The sequence below is a fragment of the Nonomuraea sp. NPDC051298 genome (assembly GCF_055586305.1).
The window spans coordinates 515,120-530,972 of the sequence record NZ_JBVJIM010000001.1 but is presented as its reverse complement, the minus strand read 5'-3'; the positions used below and the strand labels follow the sequence as shown (position 1 = coordinate 530,972).

Below are 15,853 nucleotides of genomic sequence, written 5' to 3'. Positions count from 1 at the left end.
GAGCTTGCTGCATGGAGACAACAGCAGTAAGGACACGCCTGGTCGAGGTGGTCGTCCCCGTCTACAACGAGCAGCGGGCGCTACGGGACAGCGTCACCCGGCTGCATACCTACCTCACCAGGAACTTTCCCTACGGCTTCCGCATCACGATCGCCGACAACGCCAGCACCGACAACACCTGGCAGCTCGCGGTCGAACTGGCCAGGGAGCTGACCTGCGTACGAGCGGTGCACCTCGAAGAGAAGGGGCGCGGGCGGGCGCTGCGCCGGGTCTGGTCGCAGAGCGAGGCCGACGTCGTCAGCTACATGGACGTGGACCTGTCCACCGACCTGGACGCGTTCCTGCCGCTGGTGGCGCCGCTGCTGTCGGGCCACAGCGACCTGGCCATCGGCACCCGCCTGGCCAAGGCGTCGCGGGTCGAGCGGGGGCCCAAGCGGGAGTTCATCTCCCGCTCGTACAACCTGCTGCTGCGCTTCGGCATGGGAGCGGGCTTCTCCGACGCGCAGTGCGGATTCAAGGCCGTCCGTACGGAGATCGCCCAGGCCCTGCTGCCCGCCGTAGAGGACGAGCAGTGGTTCTTCGACACCGAGCTGCTGCTCCTGGCCGAGAGCCACGGACTGCGCATCCACGAGGTGCCCGTGGACTGGGTGGACGACCCCGACAGCCGGGTGGACATCGTGCAGACCGCGCTCGACGACCTGCGCGGCCTGGCGCGGGTGGGGCGCAAGACGTTGTCCGGCGCGGCGCGCATCCCGGTGCCCGCCCGGGTCGAGCGGGCCGAGCTGCCCAAGGGCATGGCCAGGCAGCTCCCGCGCTTCGCGATCGTCGGCGCGATCAGCACGCTGTCGTACCTGCTGCTGTACTCCCTGCTGCGTCAGATCGTGCCGCCGCTGACGGCCAACGCGATCGCGCTGCTGGTCACCGCCGTGGCCAACACCGCCGCCAACCGCCGCTTCACCTTCGGCGTCAAGGGGTCGGGCGGGGCGCTGCGGCACCAGTTCGAGGGGCTGATCGCGTTCCTGGTCGGGCTGGCCCTGACCTCCGGCAGCCTGGCGCTGCTGCCCGACGGGGTCTCGCACGGCGTGGAGCTGGTCGCCGTCGTGATCGCGAACGCGGCCGCCACCCTCGTCCGGTTCATGCTGCTGCGCGTGTGGGTCTTCAACCCCAAGCGGCAGGGGAACACCCGATGACCGTCACCGCTCTGCGGGCGGCCGGGCACCGGGCGCCCAGGAGCCGCCCCCTTCTCGCCCGCGTGTTCCTCGGCGCAGCGGACGATCCCCGCTGGGCGCGGCCCGCGCTCTGGGCGGTGCTGGCCGTCGCGTTCGTCCTGTACGCCTGGGGGCTGAGCGGCAACGCCAACGAGTACTACGCCGCCACCGTCCTGTCCGGCACGCAGAGCTGGAAGGCGTTCTTCTTCGGGGCGCTCGACGCGGGCTCCTTCATCACCGTGGACAAGCCGCCGCTGGCGCTGTGGGTGATGGGCCTGTCGGCGCGGATCTTCGGGTACTCCACATGGAGCATGCTGCTCCCGCAGGCGCTGGCCGGGGTGGCCGCCGTCGGGCTGGTGTACTCGGCCGTCCGCCGGGCCTTCGGCGCGGCCGGTGGTGCGGCCGGTGGCGCGGCCGGTGGTGCGGGGCGAGCCGCCGGGCACGTGGCGGCCCTGGTCGCGGCCGTCGTCATGACCGTGACCCCGATCACCGTGGCGATCAACCGCGACAACAACCCCGACACCGTCCTGGTGCTGCTGCTGGTCGCGGCGGCGTGGTTCTGCCTGGAGTCACTGCGCACGGGGAAGCTGCGCCCGCTGCTGCTGGCGGCCTTCTTCGTGGGGCTGGGGTTCAACGCCAAGATGTTGCAGGCGTACCTGGTGGTTCCGGCGTTCGCGCTGGCGTACCTGGTGTGCGCGCGGGTCACGTGGCCCCGGCGGATCGGGCACCTGCTGGCGGCCGGGGGCGTGCTGGTCGTGTCGAGCGGCTGGTGGATGGTCGTCGCCGACCTGTGGCCCGAGGACTCCAGGCCCTACATCGGCGGCTCGACCGACAACACCGTCTGGGACCTGGTCGTCGGCTACAACGGACTGGGCCGGATCTTCGGGGAGGGTGGTGCCGGAGGGGGCTTCGGCGGTGGGGGCGGCCGTGGCTTCGGTGGCGAGTCGGGCGCCGGGCGGCTGTTCAACGACATCCTCGCCGGGCAGATCTCGTGGCTGTTGCCGTTCTGCGTGGTGGCGCTGGTGTTCGCGGCCCTGGCCAGGCGGCGGGGGTTCACGTCCGGTGACGGTCCGCCGGGGGCGGCCTGGCTGGTGTGGGGCGGCTGGCTGGTCGTGCACGCCGTGGTGTTCAGCTTCTCCAGCGGCACCTTCCACCCGTACTACACGACCGCCATGGCTCCGGCGGTGGCGGCGCTGTGCGGGATGGGCGTGGTGGCGATGTGGCAGGCGTACCGGGCGTCGCGTTCGTGGGCCTGGGTACTGCCGACGGCGGTCGCCGTGACCGGCGCGTGGTCGTTCGTGGTGCTGCGCCGTACGCCCGACTGGGCGCCGTGGCTGGCCTGGGTCGTGCTCGGGGCGACCTTGGTGGCCGTGGGGGTGCTCGCGCTGGCCAGGGTGCGGGCGCTGGTGACCGTACGCGTCACGGCGGTCGCGCTGGCGGCCGCGGTGATCGGCGGGCTGGCCGGGCCCGCGGCGTACGCGGTGACGCCGTTGCAGTCGCCGATCAACGGCACGAACCCGACCGCAGGACCCGCGACGGGCGGCGGGATGCGCTTCGGGGGGCAAGGAGGGATGCCCGGAGGCGGCCAGTCCCCCCGTGGCTGGCGCGACCAGCAGGGCGGCGACGACCAGCCGGCCGGGACGTCCCAGGCCGACCGCCCGGCCCGGCCCAACGGCCAGAACGACGATCAGACCGGTCAGACCGGTCAGACCGGGCAGGACGCGCAGGGCGGGCAGCCCGGCCAGGACGGTCAGAGCACGCAGCCCGGCCAGAGCACGCAGCCCGGCGCCACGGGGCAACCGGGCGGCGGCCGGGGCGGCTTCGCGGGCCGGGGCGGATCCGGCGGCGGATTCGAGGGCGGCGGCAACGACGCGATGGCCGACTACCTGGTGGCCAACCAGGGCGACGCCACCTGGCTGGTGGCGGTGGGCAGCGCCAGGGAGGCGTCGGCCCTGATCCTGTCCACGGGCAAGCCCGTGATCGCCATGGGCGGCTTCACCGGCAGCGACCCCGCCATGACCGTGGAACGCCTGCGGTCCCTGGTCTCGTCGGGGCAGCTCCGCTATGTCATGTCAGGCGGCGGCGGCCGGGGCGGCAGCGAGGCGACGACCTGGGTGCAGGAGAACTGCACGGCGGTCGAGGGCCAGAGCGGCCTGTACGACTGCGCAGGATAGCCGGGCGCGCCGGACAGCCGGGCCGGAGGCTCCTCCCGACGCAGGGGCGGAGCCTTGACGGCCACGGCACGCGAGGTGCCCCACGAGGTGGGGCACCGCACCCCAGGCGCCCGTACCCCAGGCGCCCGCGGCACCCGGTGGGGGAGGGCGTCAGGCGGGCAGCGCGGCCAGGAGGAAGGCGAGGCGGGCGGCGGCGGACTCCACGTCGTCGGCGGTGCCCAGGCGGTAGCCCCACGACGTGATGAAGGCGCCCTCCTCGGAACAGGTCACCGTCTCCGCGAGGGTGGCCGAGAAGCGGTTGCGGACCGACACGTAGGCCGGTTCGCTCGACAACGAGAGGCGGTGGACCGCCAGATCGGCGTGCCGACTCGCGTGCCACGCGAGCCGCTCGAGGCAGAGCGCGGTATCCAGCATCATGCGTCACCTCCGCAACGTCTCGCGACAGAATTGCACGATCTTGGGCCGGGAGGCAAGCAATTGCTGCGGTTAATGTGCAGTTTGTTGCCGGTATTCGCGAAGAATCGCGATGATGACTTCTCTCCCCGTCTCCTCGAACTCGGCCGCTTTCGCGTAGTCCTCGAAGGCCCGCACGTAGAAGGCGATGTCATCGGGGTCGCGCAGGATGAAGTCCTTCGTCATCGTGGCGACCGCGACCATGGCCTCGTTGTAGATCCAGAAGCCGTTGATCGGGTTGGCGGGCAGTTCGGTGCTGAACGGGATCACGCCGAACTCCACGTTCGGCAGCGTGCTGACGGCGAGCAGGCGGTCGAGCTGGCCGCGCATCACGTCGGGCGGGGCCAGCGCCGTGCGCAGCGCCGCCTCGGTCACCACGAACCGGAACGTGCGGGTCCGGTCGTAGAGGATCTCCTGGCGCTGCATGCGTACCCGGACCGCCGCGTCGATCTGGTCGGCGGCGCTGTAGAGCCGCTTGACCTTGCGGAACACGTGCCGGGCGTACTCGGAGGTCTGCAGCAGGCCCACGACGATGCCCGGCTCGAAGACGCGGAAGAGCTTCGTGCGCGCCTCCAGGTCGCGGATGTCCTCCTGGAGCGCGGCCAGGCCGCTGCGGTGGCGCTGCTTCCAGTCGTCGTGCCGTTCGAGCAGCGCGATCGACTGCCTGATCAGCTCGTCGGTGGTGTCGGGCAGGGCGTTGACGGCCTGCGCCCACACGACCACGTCGTCCTCGGTGGCCGTCTGCCGGGCGTTCTCCAGCCGGGAGACCTTGGACGGCTGCCAGCGCAGCCGCTCGGCCAGCTCCTTGCCCGACAGATGGGCGGACTCGCGCAGTTGGCGCAACTGGCTGCCGAGGTCGATGCGCGCCTGCTGAAAGGACGTCACGCAGCAAGAGGCTAGCCCTGTGACGGCCGATCATGCCAGGGCCCGCGCCGATTGTGATCAGGTGGTGGCCGAGGGTGTTCCTCCGCTGGTGGGGAAAGCGATTGCCGCCGTCGTGCCGGCGGCGTCGCGGGTGTCGGGCAGGACCCGGCGGGCGATCTCGGTGATCAGCTCGCGGGGCACCTCGACCGCGGTCTCGCCGTCGAGCACGTCGCGGAGGTCGGCGAGAGCTTCCGCGTCGGTCACCTGCAGACCCTGCACCACGATGGTGCCGCGGTCGGTCTCGTACAGGGTGGGGCAGGCGCCCGCCTCCGAGGTGGAGCCGAGGAACCGCATGCGCATGACAATCCTTCCCCGTAAATCGGTGCAATTGCGCGCAATTGTATGACTATGGATCAATCCACGTTCGTACTTCCATAAATCGTGATAAAAGGCTGTCCGTGAACGCCGGTCATTGTGGCCGGCGGCCTAATCCAGCTCGCCCTCCATGAACGCCCGCGCCCGCTCGAACAACCCCAGCGTCGTCGCGTGCAACAGGTCGCCGATGTCCTTGGGCGCCTTGCCGGCGAACGCCCGCGCGTGGCTGCCTTCGAGCACGATGCCGAGCTTGAAGCAGGCCATGACCGCGTACCAGCCGACGGCCGACAGGTCACGCTCCGACAGCGCCGCGTAGTGCGCGACGATCTCCCTCGGCGGCGGCAGCCCCGGAACGTGGCCGTTGCCGGCGGGCCAGGTGGCCAGCAGCCAGCCGAGGTCCAAGAGTGGGTCGCCGATCGTGCACATCTCCCAGTCCACGATCGCGGCCACGCGGGGGCCGTCGCAGGCGAACATGAGGTTCGCGAAGTGGTAGTCGCCGTGCATGACGCCCGGCGCGAACGTACGGGGCAGGTGGCGGGTCAGCCAGTCGGCGGTCTCGCGCAGGCCGGGGATGTCGGGCCCCGGATAGCCGTCGAGCTCACCGTACGAGTCGAGCTCCTTGAGCCAGCGCGGCACCTGCCGCTCCAGGAAGCCCTCCGGCCGCCCGAACCCCGGCAGCACGCCGGGATCGACCCGCCCCAGCTCGGCCAGCGCCGCCGCGGCCTCCAGCCCCATGCGGTGCCTGATCGCCGCGTCGGACGCGTGCGGCTCGGGCAGCCCCGTCGAGGGGTTGAACCCGTCGACCGGCTCCGTCAGATAGAACACCGGCTCGCGCTCGGTCTGGGCGGCCACCACCCGGGGCGCGGGCACGGGGGTGTCGCGCAGCGCCGCCAGCACCCGCGCCTCGCGCCGCAGCACCTCGTTGCTCCTGCGGCGGGCGTGCACGGGCGGGCGGCGCAGCACGTAGGGGCGGCCGCCGCGCTCGAAGCGGACCATGACGTTCTGGGTGCCGCCCAGGACCGGCGCCGGGTCCGTGATCGGGCCGCCGGGCAGCCCTTGGGCGTCCATCCACGCGCCCAGCTCGTCGAGGTCGATGGCCCCGACGTCGATGTGGGTGGAACTCATGGACCGCCCTTCTGTAGAACGATATTCTAGCGGGCGACCCTGGAGAGCGCCGCGCGCCCGGTCAACCCAGGGCCTGCATGAACGGCAGGAACTGCCGGGAGCGGTCACCGGGCGGCTCACCGCCGCGCGACATGACCGAGACCGTCCACGGCTCGCCGACGCCGTGCTCGCCCGCCCACCTGATCATCTTCTCCTTGGCCAGGTCGAAGTCCATGCGCACCTTGCCGCCCGCGTCCAGCGCCAGGTCACCGATCAGCGCGCGGGCGGTCTCCTCGTCGCCGGCCACGACCGGCCCGATCACGGTGTTGCCGTCGTTGCGCCAGCAGTGTCCGAAGCCGCCGTCGGCCACGCGTACGCGCACGCCGAAGTCGAACATCCGCCGCAGCGCCGCCGACCGGTCCGTGCCGAACACCTCGGCGTCCAGCTCCAGGACGCGGTCCAGGTCGGCCTCCGTGGCCGGGCGGGTCCGCCCGGAGGGCTCGCCCTGGAAGACGCCCGTGTGCATGGCCGCGCGGCAGATGACGCGGAAGCCGAGCCGTTCGTAGAGGGGGCGGCCCATCTCGGTGGCGTAGAGGGAGACCGTGCGCCCGCCGGCCTGCGCCAGCAGGTGCTCCATGACCCTGCGGGCCAGGCCCTGCCTGCCGAACCTGGAGGCGGTCAGGACCATGCTGATCGCCGCGTGGTCGTCGCCGTAGCGGGTCAGGACGGCGGTCGAGGCCAGGCCGTCGCCGTCGGGGGCGTCGATGCCGTACGCCTCTCCGAGGTCGAACAGCAGCCCCCACTTGCGCCGCTCGGGCGGCCAGTTGCGGTCTTCGGCCAGGCGGACGCAGTCGTCGAGGTCGTCGGTCGAGAGGCGGCGTACGGTCATGGGGGACATCCTTCTCCATGGGGGAGGTCGCGCTCAAAGTGTTTGTTGAGGGGCGGGCGGGCGGTCCGCGGGCACTCAGGGGGTCAGGGACCGGGGGATCTCCACCGGGCAGGCGCGCAGCTCCTCGCCCAGGGCCTTCGCCTGCGGGTCCATGCGCGGGCTGGCCGACACCCCACGGCCAAGGAGGCCGTGGACGACGAAGTTGAGCGCCTTGAGGTTGGGGAGGTCGTGGCGGTCCACCCGGTACGGGGCCAGGCCGGGGAGCAGCCGCTTGAGAGCGCCGGTGGTGAGGTGGGCGGCCAGCCAGTCGTACCGGTCGCGGGTGTCCGTCCAGACGCCCAGGTTGGCGTTGCCGCCCTTGTCGCCCGACCGCGCCCCGGCGATCCGCCCGAGCGGCACGGAGACGGCCGCCTCCCCGCCCCACGAGCCCGCCGCCGATCGCGCCGCCGAACCGGAGGGCACGGGGACCGCGTCGGGCACGTCGGGTTCGGCGTACGGGATCTCCTGCCCGTCCAGGAACACCCTGGGCCGGACCTCCGAGCGCGGCACCAGGACCGGCCAGTACACCCCGTACGGCGAGGCGTTGCCGGGCGGGGTGAGACCGTGGAGGCCCGGGTAGCTCGCCAGCCCCGTCTCGGTCACGGCCGCGGAGAACGCGCGCCCCGCCAGCCGCTCGTCCGCGGACATGACCGTGATCCGCAGCAGCCCCGAGCCGGTGAGCGTCACGTCCACCTCGTCGAACGACTCCCGCGGGACCCGCGCCCAGATCGCCTCCTCCGCCACTTGCGCCTTCTCCGCCACGTCGAGACCGGTCAGCACGAGCGTCATCGTGTTGCGGTATCCGCCCAGGTGGTTGACCGCGACCTTGAGCGTGCCGGGCGGCGGCTCGCCGCGCACGCCCGAGACCAGCACCCGGTCGGGCCCGTCGTCGGTCAGCGTGATCGTGTCGAAGCGGGCGACCACGTCGGGGCCGAGGTAGCGGGGGCCGCCCAGTTCGTAGACGAGCTGCGCGGTGACCGTGCCGATCGAGACGAGCCCGCCCGTGCCGGGGTGCTTGGTGATCACGGCCGAGCCGTCCGCGCGCAGCTCGGCGAGCGGGAAGCCGCAGTGCGCGAGGTCGGGCACGTCCTGGAAGAACGCGTAGTTGCCGCCGGTCGCCTGACAGCCGCACTCGATGACGTGCCCCGCCACCACCGAGCCCGCGAGCGGGTCGAGGTCGCCTGGCCCCCATCCGTACCGCCAGATGCCGGGGCCCGTCACCAGCGCCGCGTCCGTCACGCGGCCGGTCACCACGACGTCCGCGCCCGCGGACAGCGCCGCCGCGATGGGCCGGCCGCCGAGGTAGGCGTTGGCGGTCAGGGGCGCGGCGTCGAGGCGCTCGCCCGTGTCGGCGTTGACCAGGTCGAGCGGGTGGCCGGTGAGGTCGTCGCCGGTCACGTACGCGACGGCGGGCGACAAGCCCAGCCGCGAGGCCAGCTCGTGAACGGCGGCCGCGCACCCGGCCGGATCGAGCCCGCCCGCGTTCGCCACGATCTTGATGCCCCGGTCGAGGCAGGGCCCGAGGACGTCCTCCACCTGGCGCAGGAACGTCGTCGCGAAGCCGGGACGGCCCTTGAGCCGGTTGCCCGCCAGGATGAACATCGTCAGCTCGGCCAGCCAGTCGCCGGTCAGCACGTCGATCGGCCCGCCCTCGACCATCTCCCTGGCGGCGGAGAGCCGGTCGCCGTAGAAGCCGCTGCAGTTCGCGATCCGCAAGACCATGATCAGACCTGGGGCGGGACCCACGCGGGCGGGCGCTTGGCCATGAACGCGGCGATGCCCTCCTGGCCCTCCTCCGAGGTGAACCGCTCGGCCGACAGCTCGGTCATCCGCCGCAGCCCCTCGCCGAACGACATCTCGGGCACCTCCCTGACCATCCGCTTCGTGATCGCCAGCGCCTCGGGCCCGCCCTTCGTCAGCATCTCGGCGTAGTGGGCGACGGCCGCGTCGAGCTCCTCCTCCGGCACGGCCTTCGACAGCAGGCCGATCTCCACGGCCCGCGCGGCGTCGAACACCTCGCCGGTCAGGAAGTAGTCGGCCGCCGCGCGCGGGCCGAGCCTCCTGAGCACCGGCACCGAGATCATGGCGGGCACGACCCCGAGGCGTACCTCGGTGAACGCGAACGACGCCGTCAGCGGCGCGATCGCGAAGTCGCACGCCGCGACCAGCCCCAGGCCGCCCGCCCGCGCGGTGCCGTTGAGCCGGCAGATCACCGGCTTGGGGCTCTCCCAGAGCAGCTCCAGGACCTGCGGGAACGACGCCGTCACGGGAGCGCCCGGCCGATCCTCCGCGGCGCGCTGCTCCTTGAGGTCGGCCCCCGAGCAGAACACCTTGCCCGTGGCGGTCAGCACGATCACCCTGGCCGCCGGCTCGGCCAGCGCCCAGGCCAGCCGGTCCGACAGGTCGGCGAGCAGGCGTACGGACAGCGCGTTGCGGTTGGGCGGCGAGTCGAGCGTGATCGTCGCGATCCCCGCCGCGAGGTCCCTGTGCACCAGACCCGTCATGACTTCCCCTCCTCGATGACCGCCAGCACCGCTCCCGCGTCGACCTGGCGGCCCTTCTCCACGTGTACGCCGGACACCACGCCGTCGGCCGGAGCGATGATCCGGTGCTCCATCTTCATCGCCTCGATGACCACGACCGCCTGGCCCCTGACCACCCGGTCGCCGGGTGCCACCTCGACCCGCAGCACGCTACCCGGCATCGGGGCCAGCAGGGATCCGGGCGCGACGTCGTCGGCGGGTTCGGGCAGGACGGGGACGGGGGTCAGCGCGGCGCGGCCCTCGGCGTGGTCGACGTACACCCTGGGGTCGTCGTCGTACCTGGCCACCTCGAACGCGCGCCGGACGCCGTCGCTCTCCAGGACCACCTCGTGCGGCCCCGCGCTGATGACCGTGACGCCTTCTGGGAGGGGGTCGTAGACGACCGGCGGGCACTCCTCGAAGTGGGCGCGGCGCGGCTGCGAGCGGACGTTGCGCCAGCCGGACGGCAGACCGGCCAGCACCCGGGCCCGGCCGCGGTTGTCGGCGGCGACGGCCAGGGCGGCGGCCAGAGCGGCCAAAGCGGTCGGCGCGGCAGAGGCGGTCGGTGCGGCCGAGGCGGTCAGCGCGCCGGGGCCCGCGGGCGTGCTCGTGTCCCCGCGGACGGGCCCGCCGGGGTCGAGGAAGCCGGTGTGCGTGTCGCCAGCCACAAAATCCCGATTTGTCAGGACTCTCAGCAGCAAATCGCGGTTGGTGGTGAGGCCGTGCAGCCTGGCCCGCCGCAGTGCGGCCACCAGCCTGCGCACCGCCTGCGCCCGCGTCTCGCCGTGCGCGACCACCTTGGCCAGCAGCGCGTCATAGTGCGGCGACACCACGGACCCCGACTCCACGCCCGAGTCCACCCGCACCCCGCCCGCCACCCCGCCCGCGACGCCGCCCGCCACCCCGCCCGCGACGCCGCCCGCCGCGTCGCTCGGCACCTCGAACCGGCGCAGCACCCCGCTCTGCGGCACGTGGTCGTCGTCCTCGGCGTACAGCCGCGCCTCGACCGCCCACCCGGCGGGGGCGGGCGGCTCCGGCGGCAGCGTCGCGCCCTCGGCCACCTCGAGCTGCGACCGTACGAGGTCGACGCCGTACACCAGCTCGGTCACCGGGTGCTCGACCTGGAGCCGGGTGTTCATCTCCAGGAACGCCACCCGGTCGCCCTTGACCAGGAACTCCACCGTGCCCGCGCCCACGTAGCCGATCTTCCTGGCGGCCCTGACGGCGGCCGCGTGCAGCAGCTCGCGCACCGGGCCCGAGATGCCCGGCGAAGGGCACTCCTCGACCACCTTCTGATGCCGCCGCTGCACGCTGCACTCGCGCTCGCCCAGCGCCCACACGGTCCCGTGGCCGTCGGCCAGCACCTGGACCTCCACGTGCCTGGCCCGCTCCAGCAGCGGCTCGGCGAACACCGTGCCGTCGCCGAAGGCCGCCGACGCCTCCCGCCGCGCCGACTCCACCGCCTCGGCCAGCTCCTCAAGTCCACGCACCACGCGCATCCCGCGCCCGCCCCCACCGGCGGACGCCTTCACCAGCAGCGGGAACTCCCCGGGCGCCGCCAGGTCGAGCGAGGGCAGGACGGGCACCCCGGCCTCGGCCATCAGCCGCTTCGCGGTGACCTTGGAGCCCATGGCGGCGATGGCCTCCGGCGGCGGCCCCACCCACACCAGCCCGGCCGCCAGCACGGCCCGCGCGAAGTCAGCGTTCTCCGACAGGAAGCCGTAGCCGGGGTGCACGGCGTCCGCGCCGGTCGCCCGGCAGGCCGCCAGGACGCGTTCCACGTCCAGGTACGTGTCGGCGGGCCGGGCGCCGGGCAGGCGTACCGCGAGGTCGGCCTCGGCCACGTGCGGCGCGCCCGCGTCGGGGTCGGAGTAGACGGCGACCGTGGAGATGCCGAGCGAACGGCACGTACGGAAGACGCGACGGGCGATCTCGCCCCGGTTCGCGACGAGCAGACGGTCGATCACGGCCGGAACACCCCGTAACCCGCCGCCTCGGGCACCGGCGCGCTGTTGATCGCCGACAGGCACAGGCCCAGCACGGTACGCGTGTCGCGCGGATCGATGACCCCGTCGTCGTAGAGCCGGCCCGACAGGAAGAACGCCAGCGACTCGGCCTCGACCTGCGCCTCCACCATCGCGCGCATGGCCGCGTCGGCCTCCTCGTCGTACGCCTGCCCCTTCGCCCGCGCCGAGGCCCGGCCCACGAGGGACAGCACCCCGGCGAGCTGCGCGGGCCCCATCACCGCCGACTTGGCGCTCGGCCAGGCGAACAGGAAGCGAGGATCGTACGCGCGCCCGCACATGCCGTAGTTCCCCGCCCCGTACGAGGCGCCCATGACGACGGTCAGATGCGGCACGGTCGAGTTGGACACCGCGTTGATCATCATGGCGCCGTGCTTGATGATGCCGCCCTGCTCGTACTCCTTGCCGACCATGTAGCCGGTCGTGTTCTGCAGGAACAGCAGCGGGGTGCGCGATTGGTTCGCGAGCTGGATGAACTGGGTGGCCTTCTGCGACTCCGCGCTGAACAGCACGCCGCGCGCGTTGGCCAGCACCCCCACCGGGTAGCCGTGGATCCGCGCCCACCCCGTCACCAGCGAGGCCCCGTACAGCGGTTTGAACTCCTCGAACTCGCTCCCGTCCGCCACCCGCGCGATCACCTCCCGCGGGTCGAACGGCACCCTGAGATCCTCCGGCACGATCCCGAGCAGCTCGTCGGCCGGATACACCGGATCCCGCGCGCCCTCCTCCGGCGGCCGGCCCAGCTTGCGCCAGGCGAGCGAGGCGATGATCCGCCGGCCGATGCGCAGCGCGTCGTACTCGTCGCGGGCCAGGTGGTCGGCGAGCCCGCTGATCCGGGCGTGCATCTCGGCGCCGCCGAGCGACTCGTCGTCGGACTCCTCCCCGGTGGCCATCTTGACCAGCGGCGGACCGCCCAGGAACACCTTGGCCCGCTCCCGGACCATCACCACGTGGTCGCTCATCCCCGGCACGTACGCGCCGCCCGCCGTGGAGTTGCCGAACACCAGCGCCACGGTCGGCACGCCCGCCGCCGACAACCTGGTCAGGTCGCGGAAGATCTGGCCGCCGGGGATGAAGATCTCCTTCTGCGTCGGCAGGTCCGCGCCGCCGCTCTCGACCAGGTTCACGTACGGGAGGCGGTTGCGCAGCGCGATGTCGGCCGCGCGCAGGGACTTCTTCAGCGTCCACGGGTTGGAGGCGCCGCCGCGGACCGTGGGGTCGTTCGCCGTGATCACGCACTCGACGCCCTCGATCACCCCGATCCCCGACACCATGCTCGCCCCGACGGGGAAGTCGCTGCCCCACGCCGCCAGCGGCGACAGCTCCAGGAAGGGGGAGTCGGGGTCGACCAGCAGCTCGACGCGTTCCCTGGCGAGCAGCTTGCCGCGGGCACGGTGGCGTTCGACGTACCTCTCGCCACCGCCGGCCACCGCCTTGGCGTGCTCGGCGTCCAGCTCGGCCAGTTTGGCCAGCATCGCCTCGCGGCGCGCCCGGTAGTCGTCGCTCCCGGTGTCGAGTCCGCTCGTGATCACGCGCCCTCCCGCGGCAGTGCCGATGATCATGCCAAGCACGCTAGCGCAGCCGCGGGCTCCGGCACAGAGCGAGCCGCCGCCCGGTGGTGGGCGGCGGCTCGAATGTCACACAGGGGCGCAGGGCTCAACCACAGTGACTCCAGCCCGACTTCCAGCTCGACGTCCCCCATGAGCCGCCCCAGATCACGCACTTCTTGGCGGCCGACAGGCGGATCGGGCCGGCGTACGAGGTGAACTTGCCCGGGTTGCTCCCCGTGGAGCCGCCCTTGACCTGGAGGGTCGCGCTCATGGACATCTTGCCGGGCCACAGCATGCGCGAGATGGTCACCACGCAGTTCTTGGCCGCGCCGCTGTGGTACAGCAGGTAGATCGTCGCGCTGGAGCCCAGGGCGTGCGAGTCGATGACCTTGTAGCCCGCGCCGCACACCGTGGTGGGCTTGGTCGTGTTGGGCTTCGGCGGTACCGCGGTCGGCTTGGCCGTGGGCTTCTTGGTGGGGGGCAGGGTCGTCGTGGGCCTCGTGGCGCCGGAGGTCGGCGCGGCGGTCGGCTCCGGGTCCGGGTCGACGAGGTTGCTCTGCTTCTTCTTCGTCGGCTTGGGGTCGGGGCTGCTCGTGGTGGTCTCGGGCCTGGGAGCCTGCGTGACCGGGTCGGGCACCTGGGCGATCGGCTCCTTGGCGGGCTCGCTCTTGGTGGTCTTCTCCGGCTCGATGTCCAGGGTGGGGACCGGGGCGGAGGTCTCCGTGGGGGCTGTTACGGGCGGCGACTGCTCGACCGACGCGGGCGGCTGGCCGCCGCCAGAGCCGTTGCCGCCGGTGTTGTCGGTGGCGCTGCCCACGGCCACGACCGGGACCTTCTGGCTGTTGGCCTGCACGACCACGGCGCCCACGACGACGAGCAGGGCCGCGGCGGCGGCACCGGAAAGGGCCAGGGTCAGCGTACGGCGCTGCTTGGACGGTGGCGTGCCTCCAGGGCCCGCCGTCCCGCCTGGCCGGGTGCCAGGGCCTCCCGCCTGGAAGGGGCGGCCCTGGGGCGTGCCTGGCGCGCCCATGGGGCCGTTGCCCGCGGGGTGCGACGCGGGCGCCCCGAACGGGGCCCCGCCCTGCGGCCCGCCACTCTGTCCCGGCCCGCTCTGTCCTGGTCCGCTCTGTCCCGGCCCGCTCTGTCCTGGTCCGGGCTGCCCGGGAACGCCCTGAGCGGGGCCGCCCAAGCCGGGCCCGCTCTGTCCCGGCGTGCCCATTCCGGGTGCGCCCTGTCCCTGGCCGCCTTGCCCGCTCTGACCGTGTCCGCTCTGACCGTGTCCACTGGGTCCGTGTCCGCTGGGTCCGGGGCCACCTTGACCGGGGCCGCCCGGCCCAAGCCCACCCTGTCCTGGCCCGCCCTGGGGCATGCCCGGCTGGGGGCCGCCATGGGGTGCGCCGCCGGGGCCGCCCGCGCCGCCGACAGCGTGGCTGACGGCGTGGCCGTAGTCACCGGTCTGGGGTGGGGCCGCGGACTGCGGGCCGCCCTGGAGCGGGCCGCCCACCGCGACGGGCCCGGTCGGCTGGGTCCACGGGCCCGGGTAGTCGTCCCGGCCGGGCGCGGAGGAACCCGCGCCGCCGGAACCCATCTGCGCCGCCGCCGCTGCCGCCGCGGCAGCGCCCGCGGCGGGGATCGTCATCGACCGCCCGGTGACCGGCTCGACGGCCGCGTTGGGCGCGGGCTGGCCCGTCAGCCGGACGATCAGCTCGTCGGCGCTGGGCCGCTGCGCCGGGTCCTTGGACAGGCAGGCCGCGACCAGGTCGCCGAGCAGCCCCTCCATCTTCCCCAGCTCCGGCTCCTCGTTCAGGATCCGGTTCATCACCACGGGAATGGAGTCGGCGCCGAAGGCGGGCTTGCCCGTCGCCGCGAAGACCATCGTGACGCCCCACGCGAACACGTCGGCCGCCTCCGACACGGCAGCCCCGCTGAGCTGCTCGGGCGCCAGGTACGAGGGCGTCCCCATGGCCATCCCGGTGGCCGTCGCGCCGGGGGAGTCGAGGGCGCGGGCGATGCCGAAGTCGATCACGACGGGACCCTCGGGGCCCATCAGCACGTTGGCGGGCTTGAAGTCGCGGTGCAGGATCCCGGCCCGGTGGATGGCGGCGAGGGCGGTGGCCGTACTGATGGCCAGGCGTTCGAGCGCCGCACCCCGCCGCGGCCCCTCGTTGATGACCAGCTCGCGCAGGGAGGGGCCGGGGACGTACTCGCTCACGATGTACGGCCGGCTCCCGTCGAGGTCGGCGTGCAGCACGGGCGCGGTGCAGAACCGGGCCACCCGCTGCGCCACCGCCACCTCGCGCAGGAACCTCGTCCTGGCGTCGGCGTCGGCCACGAGCGCGTGGTGCAGCAGCTTGACGGCGACCTGTTCCCCCGAGTCGCTCTTGCCCAGATACACCACGCCCTGGCCGCCCTCGCCGAGCCGGGCGACGATGTCATACGCCCCCAGCCGCCGCGGATCGTCCGCCGCCAACGGCTGGAACTGATTCACGTCGGACCCCCATCACAACGAATAGATGAGGCAAAACGCTACCAGCGTGACCCTTGGGTCGTCTGCCGGACCTGTCAGAAGTTTCATGTTTTACGAGCAAAGTCAGGTTTCATCGCAGGTCGTGTGCGTTTGCAACGCTAGGTCACGGCTTGGTGACGTCAAG

General features: G+C 72.9%; 12 protein-coding genes. 2 read left to right on the top strand and 10 right to left on the bottom strand.

Annotated features, from left to right (window positions below; genetic code table 11):
- Nucleotides 1-11: 11 nt before the first annotated feature.
- Nucleotides 12-1,190 carry a bifunctional glycosyltransferase family 2/GtrA family protein gene (locus tag ACZ6S0_RS02640; protein ID WP_465912833.1) on the top strand — a complete coding sequence of 393 codons (1,179 nt, stop codon included), beginning with the start codon at nt 12-14 and terminating at the stop codon, nt 1,188-1,190.
- A complete protein-coding gene (locus tag ACZ6S0_RS02635) occupies nt 1,187-3,382 on the top strand; it encodes an ArnT family glycosyltransferase (protein ID WP_465912832.1) in 2,196 nt (731 codons plus the stop codon). The genes ACZ6S0_RS02640 and ACZ6S0_RS02635 overlap by 4 nt, the downstream gene beginning before the upstream one ends.
- 150 nt (nt 3,383-3,532) lie before the next feature.
- On the opposite strand, the gene ACZ6S0_RS02630 is transcribed toward ACZ6S0_RS02635, so the two are convergent.
- From ACZ6S0_RS02630 to ACZ6S0_RS02585, 10 genes are all read right to left on the bottom strand, one after another.
- Complete coding sequence (locus tag ACZ6S0_RS02630; protein ID WP_465912831.1) at nt 3,533-3,799, bottom strand: hypothetical protein; 267 nt, start codon at nt 3,797-3,799, stop codon at nt 3,533-3,535.
- A 69-nt stretch (nt 3,800-3,868) separates the two neighbouring features.
- Nucleotides 3,869-4,720 carry a helix-turn-helix domain-containing protein gene (locus ACZ6S0_RS02625; RefSeq protein WP_465912830.1) on the bottom strand — a complete coding sequence of 284 codons (852 nt, stop codon included), beginning with the start codon at nt 4,718-4,720 and terminating at the stop codon, nt 3,869-3,871.
- A gap of 57 nt (nt 4,721-4,777) precedes the next feature.
- Nucleotides 4,778-5,059, bottom strand: a complete 282-nt coding sequence (locus tag ACZ6S0_RS02620; protein WP_465912829.1) for a hypothetical protein — start codon at nt 5,057-5,059, stop codon at nt 4,778-4,780.
- Between the two features lie 126 nt (nt 5,060-5,185).
- Nucleotides 5,186-6,199: a phosphotransferase family protein gene (locus tag ACZ6S0_RS02615; RefSeq protein ID WP_465912828.1), complete on the bottom strand. Its 1,014-nt coding sequence runs from the start codon at nt 6,197-6,199 to the stop codon at nt 5,186-5,188.
- A gap of 61 nt (nt 6,200-6,260) precedes the next feature.
- Complete coding sequence (locus ACZ6S0_RS02610) at nt 6,261-7,067, bottom strand: GNAT family N-acetyltransferase (protein ID WP_465912827.1); 807 nt, start codon at nt 7,065-7,067, stop codon at nt 6,261-6,263.
- A 75-nt stretch (nt 7,068-7,142) separates the two neighbouring features.
- Nucleotides 7,143-8,828, bottom strand: a complete 1,686-nt coding sequence (locus tag ACZ6S0_RS02605; RefSeq protein ID WP_465912826.1) for an acyclic terpene utilization AtuA family protein — start codon at nt 8,826-8,828, stop codon at nt 7,143-7,145.
- Nucleotides 8,829-8,830: 2 nt separating this feature from the next.
- Nucleotides 8,831-9,610, bottom strand: a complete 780-nt coding sequence (locus tag ACZ6S0_RS02600) for an enoyl-CoA hydratase-related protein (protein WP_465912825.1) — start codon at nt 9,608-9,610, stop codon at nt 8,831-8,833.
- The gene (locus ACZ6S0_RS02595) at nt 9,607-11,595 is read right to left on the bottom strand and encodes an acetyl-CoA carboxylase biotin carboxylase subunit (RefSeq protein WP_465912824.1); all 1,989 of its coding nucleotides are present in this window, start codon (nt 11,593-11,595) and stop codon (nt 9,607-9,609) included. Before ACZ6S0_RS02595 ends, ACZ6S0_RS02600 begins: the two co-directional genes overlap by 4 nt.
- Nucleotides 11,592-13,214 carry an acyl-CoA carboxylase subunit beta gene (locus ACZ6S0_RS02590; protein ID WP_465912823.1) on the bottom strand — a complete coding sequence of 541 codons (1,623 nt, stop codon included), beginning with the start codon at nt 13,212-13,214 and terminating at the stop codon, nt 11,592-11,594. The genes ACZ6S0_RS02595 and ACZ6S0_RS02590 overlap by 4 nt, the downstream gene beginning before the upstream one ends.
- A gap of 94 nt (nt 13,215-13,308) precedes the next feature.
- The gene (locus ACZ6S0_RS02585) at nt 13,309-15,690 is read right to left on the bottom strand and encodes a serine/threonine-protein kinase (protein ID WP_465912822.1); all 2,382 of its coding nucleotides are present in this window, start codon (nt 15,688-15,690) and stop codon (nt 13,309-13,311) included.
- Nucleotides 15,691-15,853: the final 163 nt, after the last annotated feature.

What these genes read in the sequence shown, in the direction of transcription:
- ACZ6S0_RS02590 (WP_465912823.1), bottom strand. Translation starts at nt 13,214, where the DNA reads ATGATCATCGGCACTGCCGCGGGAGGGCGCGTGATCACGAGCGGACTC.
- ACZ6S0_RS02620 (WP_465912829.1), bottom strand. Translation starts at nt 5,059, where the DNA reads ATGCGCATGCGGTTCCTCGGCTCCACCTCGGAGGCGGGCGCCTGCCCC.
- ACZ6S0_RS02615 (WP_465912828.1), bottom strand. Translation starts at nt 6,199, where the DNA reads ATGAGTTCCACCCACATCGACGTCGGGGCCATCGACCTCGACGAGCTG.
- ACZ6S0_RS02640 (WP_465912833.1), top strand. Translation starts at nt 12, where the DNA reads ATGGAGACAACAGCAGTAAGGACACGCCTGGTCGAGGTGGTCGTCCCC.
- ACZ6S0_RS02605 (WP_465912826.1), bottom strand. Translation starts at nt 8,828, where the DNA reads ATGGTCTTGCGGATCGCGAACTGCAGCGGCTTCTACGGCGACCGGCTC.
- ACZ6S0_RS02630 (WP_465912831.1), bottom strand. Translation starts at nt 3,799, where the DNA reads ATGATGCTGGATACCGCGCTCTGCCTCGAGCGGCTCGCGTGGCACGCG.
- ACZ6S0_RS02610 (WP_465912827.1), bottom strand. Translation starts at nt 7,067, where the DNA reads ATGACCGTACGCCGCCTCTCGACCGACGACCTCGACGACTGCGTCCGC.
- ACZ6S0_RS02635 (WP_465912832.1), top strand. Translation starts at nt 1,187, where the DNA reads ATGACCGTCACCGCTCTGCGGGCGGCCGGGCACCGGGCGCCCAGGAGC.
- ACZ6S0_RS02600 (WP_465912825.1), bottom strand. Translation starts at nt 9,610, where the DNA reads ATGACGGGTCTGGTGCACAGGGACCTCGCGGCGGGGATCGCGACGATC.